This window comes from Lysinibacillus sp. BPa_S21 (assembly GCF_023337795.1).
Taxonomy (GTDB): domain Bacteria; phylum Bacillota; class Bacilli; order Bacillales_A; family Planococcaceae; genus Lysinibacillus.
The window spans coordinates 39,721-53,397 of sequence record NZ_JALIRS010000009.1 but is presented as its reverse complement, the minus strand read 5'-3'; the positions used below and the strand labels follow the sequence as shown (position 1 = coordinate 53,397).

Here is a 13,677-nt window from a genome sequence, read left to right as displayed (position 1 = left end):
GTGTATAAGAGACAGGTGCAAGCACAAACCCGATTCCAGACGCAATTATGCCGAGGCATAATTGATACTAACTCCCATTTTTCATAGCTAGAGGTCGAGCGAGCGTTCAGTCAACGCAGATGCTCTAATACTTCTTCTAGAACGTAAAACAAAAGGGGTGTTTTACTTGAATAGAGCAGTAATTTTAGCAGGAGCAAGAACGGCATTCGGTAAGTTTGGAGGTTCACTATCCTCATTAAGTGCAAGTGATTTAGGTGCAGTCGCCATAAAAGGGGCACTTGAGAAAGCGAGTATTTCGCCTGATGAAGTGGATGAAGTAATTTTAGGCTCCGTTTTACAAGGGGGACAGGGCCAAATTCCTTCAAGGCAGGCTGCGATCAAAGCAAATTTACCAATAGCAGTGAAAACAGAAACGATCAACAAGGTTTGCGCGTCAGGGATGCGCGCAGTAACACTAGCGGATCAGCTCATTCGATTAGGGGACGAAGAAGTTATTATCGCTGGTGGTATGGAGTCTATGTCCAATGCACCGTATTATCTACAAAATGGTCGAACGGGCTTACGCATGGGCGACTCAACAATGGTGGATGGCATGCTATATGATGGTTTAACATGTGCCTTTCATAAGGCAAGGCCACATATGGGAAGCTATGGTAATATAACGGCAAAAGAATATTCGTTAAGCCGTGAAGAGCAGGATGCTTGGTCTGTTCGCAGTCATGAACGTGCACTTGCAGCAATTGAGAAAGGTTATTTCGCTGAAGAAATTGTGCCTGTGGAAATTCCACAACGTAAGGGAGAGCCGATTCAAGTCCATACAGATGAGGCGCCAAGAGCCGGTACGTCGATGGAGGTACTTGCCAAACTCAAGCCTGCCTTTGACAAGGATGGAACGATTACAGCAGGTAATGCACCTGGCGTTAACGATGGTGCATGTGCGCTAGTAGTTATGAGTGAGGAACGTGCGGCTCGTGAAGGCAGAGAACCACTTGCGATTATTATCGGTCATGAAGAGATTGCTATTGAGCCAGAAAACTTCCCACAAACACCAGGGCTTGTCATTAACAAATTACTGAAAAAGACGGGGAAATCATTAGCCGATATTGATTTGGTCGAAATTAATGAAGCATTTGCAGCAGTAGCTCTTGTTAGCAAACAGCTGGCGGATTTAGATGCTGAAAAAATCAATGTTAATGGTGGCGCGGTTGCACTAGGTCATCCAATCGGAGCATCTGGAGCACGCATAATTTTAACACTTGCGCATGAATTAAAACGTCGTGGCGGTGGTATCGGAATTGCTGCTATCTGCTCAGGTGGAGGGCAAGGCGATGCGATCATGATTGAAGTACCGAAAACAGGGGGACACGAATGATGGGAATTCAAAAAGTAATGGTTATTGGTGCCGGGCAAATGGGCTCTGGCATTGCACAAGTTTGTGCACAAGCTGGCTTTGACGTAAAACTGAACGATATGAAGCAAGAATTTTTCGAACGTGGTCTAGGAGTGATAACGAAAAACCTGACGCGAGATGTCGAAAAAGGGCGTAAAACGGAGGATGAAAAGGCGGCTATTTTAGGTCGTATTAGTATGTCACTAGATTTACAGGATGGTAGTGACGTAGATATTATTATCGAGGCAGCAGTGGAAAACATGGAAGTGAAGCAATCCATCTTTAAGCAAATTGATCAGATTGCACCGGCACATGCCATTTTAGCTACGAATACATCATCTTTACCAATTACAGAAATTGCAGCTGTAACAAACCGTCCAGAGCAAGTAATTGGTATGCACTTTATGAATCCTGTACCTGTTATGAAGCTTGTAGAAATTATTAGAGGATTAGCTACAAGTGATGAAGTCTACAAGGCAGTTGAAGATATGACAGTGAAATTGTCGAAAACGCCAGTGGAAGTAAATGACTTCCCAGGCTTTATATCGAATCGTATTTTATTACCAATGATTAATGAAGCGATTTACGCATTGTATGAGGGTGTAGCATCGAAAGAAGCAATTGATGATGTGATGAAGCTCGGAATGAATCATCCGATGGGGCCGTTAACATTAGCAGACTTTATTGGACTTGATACATGTCTTTCTATTATGGAAATTTTACATGAGGGCTTAGGTGATAGTAAATATAGACCTTGTCCATTGCTTCGCAAATATGTGGCAGCTGGCTGGCTAGGTAAAAAATCTGGAAGAGGCTTTTACGTTTACGAATAATCCTATGGGGATGGGAAGATTCAAACGAAGTGCAATGCTACGGGACAACGTACAGGGGTGACATAATAGATGCATTTACAATTTACAGATGAACAAATAATGATGCGTGACATGGTTCGAAATTTTGCTCAGGAAAAAATTGAACCGTGGGTAGAACGTATGGAAGCAGGAGAGTTTCCACGTGAGCTCCTTGCACAAATGGGAGAATTAGGTTTAATGGGGATCACGACGCCTGAGGATTTAGGCGGCGCGGCGATGGATTTTACATCGTACATAATTGCTATTAATGAACTATCGAAGGTTAGTGCAGTAATGGGGGTTATTTTATCTGTACATACTTCGGTTGGAACAAACCCCATTATTTATTTCGGCAACGATGAACAGAAGAAACGTTATGTTCCAAAGCTTGCTGCAGGAGAATATTTAGGGGCATTTTGTTTAACAGAGCCTAGCGCAGGTTCTGATGCTGGCTCATTACAATCTAAAGCGGTGCGAGATGGAGATGAATATGTCATCAACGGCTCCAAAGTGTTTATTACAAACGGTGGGGAAGCGGATGTTTATATTGTCTTTGCCGCAACGAATCCTGCTGAAAAAACTCGTGGTATTTCAGCATTTATTGTTGAAAAAGGCACACCAGGCTTAATCATAGGTAAAGATGAACATAAAATGGGCTTACACGGCTCACGTACAGTTCAACTAACGTTCGACAACTGTCGCATACCAGCCACAAACCTTCTTGGGGAGGAAGGGGAAGGCTTTAAAATTGCAATGGCCAACTTAGATGTTGGGCGTATTGGAATCGCAGCACAAGCGCTAGGCATTGCCGAAGCAGCACTTGAGGCAGCTACTGCCTATGCAAAAGAACGTGTTCAATTTGGAAAGCCTATTGCGGTGCAACAAGGGGTTGGCTTCAAGCTTGCGGATATGGCGACGAGGATTGAATCAGCAAAATTACTAGTCTATCGTGCAGCGGATTTACGCACAAAAGGGTTATCGTGCGGAGCCGAGGCGTCGATGGCGAAACTTTTTGCCTCCCGTACGGCAGTGCAAACAGCAATAGACGCTATACAAATTTTTGGTGGTTATGGCTATACAAAAGACTATCCCGTAGAGCGTTATTTCCGAGATGCAAAGGTGACAGAAATTTACGAGGGTACAAGTGAAATTCAAAAGCTAGTCATTAGTAAACATTTACTTAAATAAGGCTTGGTGTTTGTTGCATTGTTGATTTTTCAAGGATGATGTCGATTGCTAAAAGAAAAAACTCGGGTAACCTGATGAACTGATCAGGTCGAGTAATAAACCGCTCGGGTAACCCGGAAAACTGATCAGGTAAAGCAATGAACCGCTCAGGTACCTCGAAGACTGCTCAGGTAACCAAAAGATTTGCTCAGTTTCTCGAAGTAATATTGCAGATACATTATCAAAATTGAAATCAACAATATAGCACGAATAGAGTCTAACAAAAAAGGGGTAATGGACAATGAACTTTCAATTAACAGAAGAGCATGAACAATTACGTGAAATGATTCGTGATTTTGCTATAAATGAAGTAGCACCAACGGCAGCTGAACGTGACGAGAACGAAGAGTTTGACCGTGCGATTTTCGATAAAATGGCGGAACTAGGTTTAACAGGTATTCCGTGGCCAGAAGAATACGGTGGCGCAGGCTTTGACTATCTTGCATATGTCATTGCAGTAGAGGAATTATCACGTGTATGTGCTTCAACAGGGGTAACTTTATCAGCACATACTTCACTTGCTGGTTGGCCGATCTTTAAATTCGGTACGGAAGAACAAAAACAAAAATATCTTCGTCCAATGGCAGAAGGTAAACATATCGGTGCATATGGCTTAACAGAGCCAGGATCAGGCTCTGATGCTGGTGGCATGAGAACATATGCAAAACTAGATGGCGATGATTATATTTTAAGCGGCTCGAAAATTTTCATTACCAATGGTGGAGTAGCAGATACATATGTTGTATTTGCAGTAACAGATCCAGAAGCTAAACATGGCACAACAGCTTTTATCGTTGAAGCTGGCTTTGAAGGTTTCTCGGTAGGGAAGAAGGAGAAAAAACTAGGAATTCGTTCATCTCCTACAACTGAAATTATTTTTGATAACTGTCGCGTTCCGAAAGAAAACATGCTTGGGGCTGAGGGAGAAGGCTTCAAAATTGCGATGACAACACTTGATGGGGGACGTAATGGTATTGCGGCTCAAGCTGTAGGAATTGCGCAAGGAGCATTAGATGCAGCGGTTGAATACGGTAAAGAGCGTGTGCAATTTGGCAAACCGATTACTGCTAACCAAGGTGTATCCTTTAAACTAGCGGATATGGCAACTCAAATTGAAGCATCTCGACTGCTTACATACCAAGCAGCTTGGTTGGAATCAAATGGTCTACCATATGGTAAGGCATCTGCAATGGCAAAATTAATGGCTGGCGATACTGCGATGAATGTAACGACTGAGGCGGTTCAAGTCTTTGGTGGCTATGGTTATACGAAAGATTATCCTGTTGAGCGCTTCATGCGTGATGCGAAAATCACACAAATTTATGAAGGTACACAAGAGATTCAACGACTTGTTATCTCTCGTATGTTGACAAAATAACGTATGACAGAAAGAGATAAAAGACCCCAAGTACAGTCAACGGTAAAAGATGAAAATCTTATCGCCATTCGTCGAGAACAAATGATAGAGGGAGCCATTAAATTATTTAGAGAAAAAGGTTTCCATCGTGCTACTACGAGAGAAATCGCAAAAGCTGCAGGCTTTAGTATCGGAACATTATATGAATATATTCGTACTAAGGAAGATGTCCTTTACCTTGTATGTGATAGTATTTATCACCATGCGATGGAGCGACTTTCAAGTTATGAGATTAAGGCAGGAACTATAGAAGAATTAAAAGAAATGATTCGAGAGTATTTCTTGCAAATTGATAGTATGGTTGATGAGCTGACAATCATGTATCAGGAAACTAAATCACTGTCAAAAGAAGCACAGCGTTATGTATTTAGTAAGGAGTTTGAAATGGTTGGTACTTTTGAGCGATTACTAAAACGCTGTGTGCAGTCAGGTGAAATAACGATGACGGATAAGCAAATTCATATGGCAGCAAATAACTTAGTCGTTTCTGGACAAAGCTGGGCATTCCGTAAATGGGCGCTCCATCGTCAGCATTCGATAGACGAATTTATTGAAATGCAAATAACATTGTTTATTTCAGGCATAAAGGGGTTCTAATAAGTTCCGTAAAGGGGTTGTCGGTAATTGCATAAAGCGACATTGCAATTACCGATTTTTTTATGAATTATGTTTCATAGCACAAAGGTGTAATTGATTAAGGGGAGAAAGTGGGGATTTCATATGACAAAGGTAGAAGTATATCGTCCAAAAAATCACGTACGTTTTGTTACAGCATCAAGTCTTTTTGATGGACATGATGCTTCGGTTAACATTATGCGACGTATTTTACAATCAAGCGGTGTAGAGGTAATCCATTTAGGACATAACCGCTCCGTGGAAGAAGTCGTAAATGCTGCGATACAAGAGGATGCTCAAGGCATTGCGATATCCTCATATCAAGGCGGACATATGGAATACTTTAAATATATGTATGATTTGCTACGTGAAAAAGGGGCGCCACATATTAAAATTTATGGTGGCGGCGGTGGTGTTATTTTACCACGTGAAATTAAAGAGCTACATGCTTACGGGATTGCAGGGATTTTCTCGCCAGAGGATGGGCGTGTTTTAGGATTACAAGGGATGATTAACCAGAAAATTAAAGGAACCGATTTTCCAACAGCTACAGGTAATTATCTAGAAAAGCTCGATGCTCTAACGACAGAGACACCGGAAATTTTAGCAAATTTATTAACTGCTGCTGAATCGAATGATGATGAAGAAACGAAAGATATGCTAGAAGAAGCTCGTAAACGCTCAAAAGGGACACCTGTATTAGGTATTACAGGAACTGGTGGTGCGGGTAAATCCTCCTTAACGGATGAATTAATTCGTCGTTTCCTAAAGGAGTTTCCGGATAAACGCGTAGCTATTCTTTCTGTCGATCCGACAAAACAAAAAACAGGTGGAGCATTACTTGGTGACCGAATTCGTATGAATGCGATTTTCAATAATCGAGTATATATGCGTAGTTTAGCAACCCGTGGATCTCGTACAGAACTTACGGCTTCTATTGGGGATGTGCTAGATGTAGCGCGTGTAGCAGGCTATGATTTAATCATTGTAGAAACAAGTGGTATTGGTCAAGGTGATGCCGAGATTACAAAATACACGGATCTGTCCATGTACGTTATGACAAGTGAGTTTGGTGCGCCGACACAGCTTGAGAAAATTGACATGATTGATTTTGCGGATGTGATCGCCATCAATAAATTTGAACGCAAAGGCTCTGAGGATGCGCTACGTCAAGTACAAAAACAATATCAGCGTTCACGAGAGCTTTGGGATGAATCACTTGATAATATGCCTGTGTACGGTACGATTGCCAGTCAATTTAATGATAAAGGAACGAATGCTTTATTTGCGGCATTAGTCAATATCATCAATACGAAGACAGGAAGTAATTGGGAAACGGGCTATGAGCAATTTGCGAAAACCCAAAAGCAAGACGTTATCATTCCAAACGATCGTCGTTATTATTTACGGGAAATTACTGATACCGTGCGTGGCTATCATAAAAAATCAGAGCTACAAGTGGAATTTGCACGCCGACTATTCCAATTAGAGGGAGCGATTGAAGCGATTGAGGAAAAGGCACCAAATGATGCACTTGTCGCATCTCTTACTTCTCTCGCTGAAGGTGTCAGAGACGAATTAACAGCTGAGTCTAAACGTATATTAGATAATTGGCAAGCTTTAAAAGAAGCGTATGCTGGAGACGAACTTGTAACGAAAGTTCGTGATAAAGAAATTCGAACAATTTTAAGGACAACAAGCCTTTCCGGCACAAAAATTCCTAAAGTTGCTTTGCCGAAATTCGTAGATTATGGTGAAATTTTACGCTGGGTTTATAGAGAAAATGTACCTGGTGAATTCCCGTATACAGCTGGGGTATTCCAATTTAAACGCGAAGGCGAAGATCCGAAGCGTCAATTTGCTGGTGAAGGAACGCCTGAACGTACAAATAAACGATTCCATTATTTATCGAAGGATGATGATGCCAAACGTTTATCAACAGCATTTGACTCTGTAACGCTTTATGGTGAGGATCCAGATTACCGACCAGATATTTATGGCAAGGTTGGGGAGTCGGGTGTATCTATTTGTACGCTAGAGGATATGAAAAAGCTTTATGCAGGCTTTGATTTATGTGCACCATCAACATCAGTATCGATGACAATTAACGGGCCAGCACCGGTTATTTTGGCGATGTTCATGAATACGGCTATTGATCAGCAAGTGAAACTGCGTGAGGAAGAACTTGGTCGACCTTTGACAGTTGAAGAATTTACGGAGACAAGAGAGAAAACATTACAGGTTGTACGTGGAACCGTGCAAGCAGATATTTTAAAAGAAGATCAAGGGCAAAATACGTGTATTTTCTCAACAGAATTTGCGTTGCGAATGATGGGGGATATTCAACAATACTTTATCGATCATAAAGTTCGTAATTATTACTCAGTATCTATTTCTGGCTACCATATTGCCGAAGCTGGTGCGAATCCAATATCACAATTGGCCTTTACATTAGCAAATGGCTTCACGTATGTGGAATATTATTTAAGCCGAGGAATGAATATTGACGACTTTGCGCCAAATCTATCATTCTTCTTCTCCAACGGACTAGATCCAGAGTACACAGTTATTGGACGTGTAGCCCGTCGTATTTGGGCAGTGGTAATGCGTGATAAGTACGGTGCGAATGAACGAGCACAAAAATTAAAATATCATATCCAAACATCTGGACGCAGCTTACATGCACAGGAAATTGATTTTAATGATATCCGCACAACATTACAGGCTTTAATGGCCTTACAGGATAACTGTAATTCATTGCATACAAATGCATATGATGAGGCAATTACAACGCCTACGGAAGAATCTGTACGTCGTGCAATGGCTATTCAAATGATTATTACGAAGGAACATGGCTTAGCGAAAAACGAAAATCCATTACAAGGAGCGTTTATCGTTGAAGAGTTAACAGACCTTGTAGAAGAAGCGGTATTAGAAGAATTTGATCGTATCAATGATCGTGGTGGTGTGCTAGGTGCAATGGAAACACAATATCAACGTGGTAAGATTCAAGAGGAATCCATGTACTACGAGATGCTAAAGCATTCAGGTGAGCTACCGATTATTGGTGTGAACACATACTTAAATCCGAATCCACCTTCAGAAGATGAAATTAACAATATGGAAATTGCGCGTGCATCGACAGAAGAAAAAGAGACGCAAATCCATAATTTACATGAGTTCTGGAAGCAACATAAAAATGAGAACGAAGCAGCTCTTGCTCGTTTACAACATGTTGCGGTAAACAACGGTAATATTTTCGCGGAGCTTATGGAAACCGTAAAAGTCGCTAGCTTAGGGCAAATTACAAATGCATTATATGAGGTTGGCGGACAATATCGTCGTAATATGTAATTTGTAAACGTGTATATTTTCTAGCTGTATAACATTTATTCTAGTTTGTACAAAATGTTTGTGTAGTTTTAAGTGTCTAGTCTTAGGATTAGGCACTTCTTTTTATTTCCGTTATAATAAATTGTAAAAAAAGGGGAGGCGCAGTAGATGATGAAATCAGTTAGTAACTACATCATTATTTTAGCTTTATTGATAGGAGTTTATTTCCTGTATGATAAGCAAATTGGCGCTGTTCCTTTACTATTACTATCTGTCTATTTGTTTTACTTAGGCATAAAAAAAATGCGTGATATAAAAAACAGTAATTGAAGCTAGCAAAGAGGATAAAACTTTGTATATAATGGGTATTATGCTTATGATATGGAAAGTTACTTTTGTGCGGCCTTTTTTGCTGCGCTCCGAAAATAAAGCTATATGAATTTTAAAACGTCCATTGTGATGGATGAGGGAAAGGAAGTGCACGAATGAATTTTCGTGAAATGACAAAAGAACAATTAACAGAAGAATCGTTAATTAACTTAGCTTATGCAATATTAAATGAAAAACGTGCCTCAGTGTCTTTTAATGACTTATTAACAATTATTCAAGAGCTTGTAGGCTATAGTGATGAAGAAATGAAAGCTCGCCTATTACAATTTTACACAGATATAAATGTAGATGGCCGCTTCTTATTTAATCAGGAAACTGGATGGGGCTTACGTGAATGGTATAAAGTTGAACAGATTGAAGAAGAAACAGCTCCTTCTGTTAAAACGCATAAGAAAAAATCTAAAGCTGCCGTTGAGGATGAAGATGATTTAGAAGAAGATCTAGATGAAGAAGATATTGACTTTGATGAAGACTTTGAAGAATTCGTTGAAGATGAAGAAGATCTAGACGAAGAAGATGACGACAAAGAAGATATCGATTTTGATGAAGACGATATAGAGGACATCGATGAAGAAATCGACGAGGACTTTATTGATGATGAAGATGAACTTGAAGAAGAGGATGAAATCTAAGACGATTTCGGACGCAATTGTGCCGAGGCATAATTGATGATCATTACTCTTTGAAATTTTCTTTCTTTTATCCTTATAGTAAAAAATCTTGACTTCTATCGCGGTTACGTTTAATCTTTTACTTGGGCTCCTTAATTAAAGGAGAAAGACCGTGTATGTAATACGCTCCCCCTGCAAACCTATGCAGGAGGAGCGTTTTTTTATTTTTTTAACTTTATTCAATCAAGTTCTCCCATGTTTATAGCTACGGAATGAATATAAATGCTCTAATTTATTCATGATGTATAATAATCGGTGATTGAATATATGTTAGAACTTTTTAAAAGGAAAGTAGAAAAGAGATAGAAACGATTACAGCTTCGAATCGACTACAATTTTGTAGGCATTCTCGGCTTTTCTTATTTTAGGGATAAGAAATGTTACTTTTCTTAGCCTATAGAGAAATTTGCACCAATGCTCAAGATGACTTAGCTTAGGACGTGAATGCACTTTTCTTACTAGCAATTTCTAGAACAACATAAGGAGGAATTTTTTCATGACGAAGTATATTTTTGTAACAGGTGGGGTTGTGTCATCACTTGGAAAAGGGATTGTAGCAGCATCTCTAGGTCGTTTATTAAAAAACCGTGGATTAGAAGTAACAATTCAAAAATTTGACCCATATATCAATATTGACCCAGGTACAATGAGTCCTTATCAACATGGTGAGGTTTTCGTAACTGATGATGGCGCAGAAGCTGACTTAGACTTAGGTCACTACGAACGTTTCATCGACATTAACCTAGGAAAACATTCTACAGTAACATCAGGTCGTGTTTATCAGTCTGTATTACAAAAAGAACGCCGCGGTGATTACAACGGTGGAACAGTACAAGTAATTCCTCACATTACAAATGAAATCAAAGATCGTATTCAACGTGCTGGTCGTGAAACAAATGCAGACGTCGTTATTACAGAAGTAGGCGGAACAGTAGGGGATATTGAGTCATTACCATTCCTTGAAGCAATTCGCCAAATGAAAACGAATTTAGGCCATAACAATGTCATGTATGTTCATTGTACGCTTATTCCTTATATTAAAGCTGCGGGTGAGCTAAAAACAAAACCAACTCAGCATTCTGTAAAAGAATTACGTTCTCTAGGTATTCAACCAAATATTATCGTTGTGCGCACAGAGCAAGAAGTGCCTCAAGATATGAAAGAAAAATTAGCTTTATTCTGTGATGTTCAACCACACGAAATTATTGAATCTCGCGATGCAGAACATTTATATGAAGTACCTTTAAACCTTCATGCTCAAGATATCGATGATATTGTACTTGATCATTTTGGCATTAAAGCACCTGAGGCAGATATGGAAGAATGGCGTGAGCTTGTAGCAAAAGTGAAAAACTTACCAAATAAACGAAAAGTAGCATTAGTAGGTAAATATGTAGAACTTCAAGATGCTTATATTTCTGTAGTAGAGGCATTAAAACATGCAGGTTATGCATTTAATTCTGATATTGAAATTGACTGGATCAATGCAGAACATGTAGATACAGACAATGTTGCTTCACTATTAAAAGGTGCTGACGCTATTTTAGTTCCAGGTGGCTTCGGTGATCGTGGAGTAGAAGGTAAAATTTTAGCGACACAATTTGCTCGTGAAAATAATGTGCCATTCTTAGGTATTTGCCTAGGTATGCAACTTGCAACAGTGGAGTTTGCTCGTAACGTACTTGGTTTAAAAGGAGCGCACTCTACTGAGCTTGATCCACAAACGGAATATCCGATTATTGACTTCCTACCAGATCAAAACGATAGTGTAGACATTGGTGGTACATTACGTTTAGGTTTATATCCATGTAAACTAAAAGAAGGCTCGAAGGCAATCAAAGCTTATGGTCAAGAGCTAGTTTATGAACGTCACCGTCATCGTTATGAATTTAACAATGAATATCGTGAAGCGATGGAAGCTGAAGGTCTTGTCTTCTCAGGTACAAGTCCTGACGGCAAATTAGTGGAAATTATCGAGTTACCAGAAAATAATTTCTTCGTAGCATGTCAATTCCACCCAGAGTTAGTATCACGTCCAAACCGTCCACAACCATTGTTCCGTGATTTTATCGGAGCAACATTCAAATAATGAAAAAAGAGTTGTCTCATGCTGAGACAACTCTTTTTTAGATTCTTTATAGCTCTTCGTCATCAAGACCAAGCATTTCATCATACGCAATTTTTAAGGCTTCATAAACGAACAGGGCAGCAATAGCGTGTGGCACAACGATGCGTTTGCCTAAATCATTCGGTAATAAACCACCTCGTATGCGTGTGGAAATATACGTATACGCTAAATCTGCTAATGGATTTTCGGTATTAGCTACTTCACTAGCAACTGCTGCGAATGGAATAAATTGATTGTTTAATTGCTGCGCTAGAGCTAGTGCATCTTCATCGTGTGCACTACGTGTAAAAATACATACACGATCGGCTTCCGTAATCACTGTATCTTTTGTCCAAGGGACTAACTTAGCAAAACGTTCCACTGCTTGATATGCATTTAATTCGACAACTTGCATTTCACCAAAGCATGCGAAATAGACATTACCTTCACCAATACCAGCTTGTGCAAGTAATCGTGCTGTTTCTTCAATAGCTTCCTCTTCATTTTGTGTTATTCTTTGTAATAATCCACTTAATTGTGTTGTTAGAATTTTTGACATGATTCCACCTCAATCAATATTATAGGTATGAAAAGACTATAAAGCAAAAGCAGATAATTTATAATACTAGAAGGTATTAAGAGGTTAAAGGAGAATAATACATAATATAGGAAGTTTTGTGTAAGAATAATAACTCGAAAAGGGCGGAATGAAATGTGAAACGATTACTAATTGTTGATGATCAACCAGGAATTCGTTTGCTTTTAAATGAAGTGTTGAAAAAAGAAGGTTATGTTACATATTTAGCTGCAAATGGTACGGAAGCACTGAAATATGCTGAGGAGGAAATGGATTGTGTCCTATTAGACATGAAAATTCCAGGGATGGATGGCATAGAAATTTTAAAGCGCTTAAAAGAGAAGTGGCCACAACTCCCGGTATTCATGATGACTGCATATGGTGAATTAGACGTTGTACAAGAAGCATTAGACTTAGGAGCAATTCGATACTTTACTAAGCCTTTTGATATTTTTGAAGTGCGTGATGAGGTTAATAAAACATTAAAAGGTTAAATGAACAGGCAGTGGTCAACACCGCCTGTTTTTTTATGGTTATTATTCGATTTGAAGTTGGGTGTCCGATGAGCCGTAGTTTTGAGATTTATCGATAACTTTTGATTGTTTATCGACCAACTTTATCGATTTATCACCCAACTTTTTTAGTTTATCGACCAACTTTATCGATTTATCACCCAACTTTTTTAGTTTATCGACCAACTTTATCGATTTATCACCCAACTTTTTTAGTTTATCGACCAACTTTATCGATTTATCACCCAACTTTTTTAGTTTATCGACCAACTTTATCGATTTATCACCCAACTTTTTTAATTTATCACCCAACTTTCGAAAAATATCGACATCTACCTTCATGCAACACTATCTGACCGCACTGATAATTTGCGCCGCTTATGACATAAGCATATTTTTTTACGCAAAATTTAACATCAAAAAAGCATAAGAAATCAACGTTTCTAAATTGATTTCTCGCGCTTTTTAAGGTTTTGACCAGTTTTGTCCCAGCCACTAGAACTTTCGTTGGGTTTCACTAGGCACCGCCGCTACGTTGCACTACGCTTTCGTGCAGAAAACAAAGTAACCTGAAATGCTTTTCAGGT

Annotated in this window: 12 protein-coding genes; 10 read left to right on the top strand and 2 right to left on the bottom strand. The window is 39.4% G+C overall.

Annotated features, from left to right (window positions below; translation table 11 throughout):
* The first annotated feature begins 166 nt into the window (after positions 1-166).
* The 9 genes from MOK21_RS17020 (at position 167) to MOK21_RS16980 (ending at position 11,983) form a co-directional block, all read left to right on the top strand.
* Positions 167-1,372, top strand: coding sequence for an acetyl-CoA C-acetyltransferase (locus MOK21_RS17020; protein WP_249075180.1), 1,206 nt, complete (start codon positions 167-169; stop codon positions 1,370-1,372).
* A complete protein-coding gene (locus tag MOK21_RS17015; protein WP_249075287.1) occupies positions 1,372-2,223 on the top strand; it encodes a 3-hydroxybutyryl-CoA dehydrogenase in 852 nt (283 codons plus the stop codon). The genes MOK21_RS17020 and MOK21_RS17015 overlap by 1 nt, the downstream gene beginning before the upstream one ends.
* A gap of 69 nt (positions 2,224-2,292) precedes the next feature.
* Positions 2,293-3,429 (top strand): acyl-CoA dehydrogenase, encoded by a 1,137-nt coding sequence (locus tag MOK21_RS17010; protein WP_249075179.1) that lies wholly within the window; start codon positions 2,293-2,295, stop codon positions 3,427-3,429.
* Between the two features lie 280 nt (positions 3,430-3,709).
* Positions 3,710-4,846 (top strand): acyl-CoA dehydrogenase, encoded by a 1,137-nt coding sequence (locus MOK21_RS17005; protein WP_249075178.1) that lies wholly within the window; start codon positions 3,710-3,712, stop codon positions 4,844-4,846.
* 3 nt (positions 4,847-4,849) lie between these two features.
* A complete protein-coding gene (locus MOK21_RS17000; RefSeq protein ID WP_249075177.1) occupies positions 4,850-5,482 on the top strand; it encodes a TetR/AcrR family transcriptional regulator in 633 nt (210 codons plus the stop codon).
* A gap of 123 nt (positions 5,483-5,605) precedes the next feature.
* Positions 5,606-8,854 carry a fused isobutyryl-CoA mutase/GTPase IcmF gene (gene icmF, locus MOK21_RS16995; RefSeq protein WP_249075176.1) on the top strand — a complete coding sequence of 1,083 codons (3,249 nt, stop codon included), beginning with the start codon at positions 5,606-5,608 and terminating at the stop codon, positions 8,852-8,854.
* 147 nt (positions 8,855-9,001) lie between these two features.
* Complete coding sequence (locus MOK21_RS16990; protein WP_249075293.1) at positions 9,002-9,163, top strand: hypothetical protein; 162 nt, start codon at positions 9,002-9,004, stop codon at positions 9,161-9,163.
* Between the two features lie 155 nt (positions 9,164-9,318).
* On the top strand, positions 9,319-9,855 hold the full coding sequence (gene rpoE / locus MOK21_RS16985) for a DNA-directed RNA polymerase subunit delta (RefSeq protein ID WP_249075175.1): 537 nt from the start codon (positions 9,319-9,321) through the stop codon (positions 9,853-9,855).
* Positions 9,856-10,390: 535 nt separating this feature from the next.
* Positions 10,391-11,983 carry a CTP synthase gene (locus MOK21_RS16980; protein WP_249075174.1) on the top strand — a complete coding sequence of 531 codons (1,593 nt, stop codon included), beginning with the start codon at positions 10,391-10,393 and terminating at the stop codon, positions 11,981-11,983.
* A gap of 46 nt (positions 11,984-12,029) precedes the next feature.
* Here the strand turns inward: MOK21_RS16980 and MOK21_RS16975 are convergent, their stop codons facing one another.
* The gene (locus MOK21_RS16975; protein ID WP_249075173.1) at positions 12,030-12,560 is read right to left on the bottom strand and encodes a DUF2529 family protein; all 531 of its coding nucleotides are present in this window, start codon (positions 12,558-12,560) and stop codon (positions 12,030-12,032) included.
* Between the two features lie 155 nt (positions 12,561-12,715).
* Here MOK21_RS16975 and MOK21_RS16970 point away from each other — a divergent pair, with 155 nt between their 5' ends.
* Positions 12,716-13,072, top strand: coding sequence for a response regulator (locus tag MOK21_RS16970; protein ID WP_249075172.1), 357 nt, complete (start codon positions 12,716-12,718; stop codon positions 13,070-13,072).
* A gap of 42 nt (positions 13,073-13,114) precedes the next feature.
* Here MOK21_RS16970 and MOK21_RS16965 read toward each other — a convergent pair whose 3' ends face one another.
* Positions 13,115-13,432, bottom strand: coding sequence for a hypothetical protein (locus MOK21_RS16965; protein WP_249075171.1), 318 nt, complete (start codon positions 13,430-13,432; stop codon positions 13,115-13,117).
* Positions 13,433-13,677 lie beyond the last annotated feature (245 nt).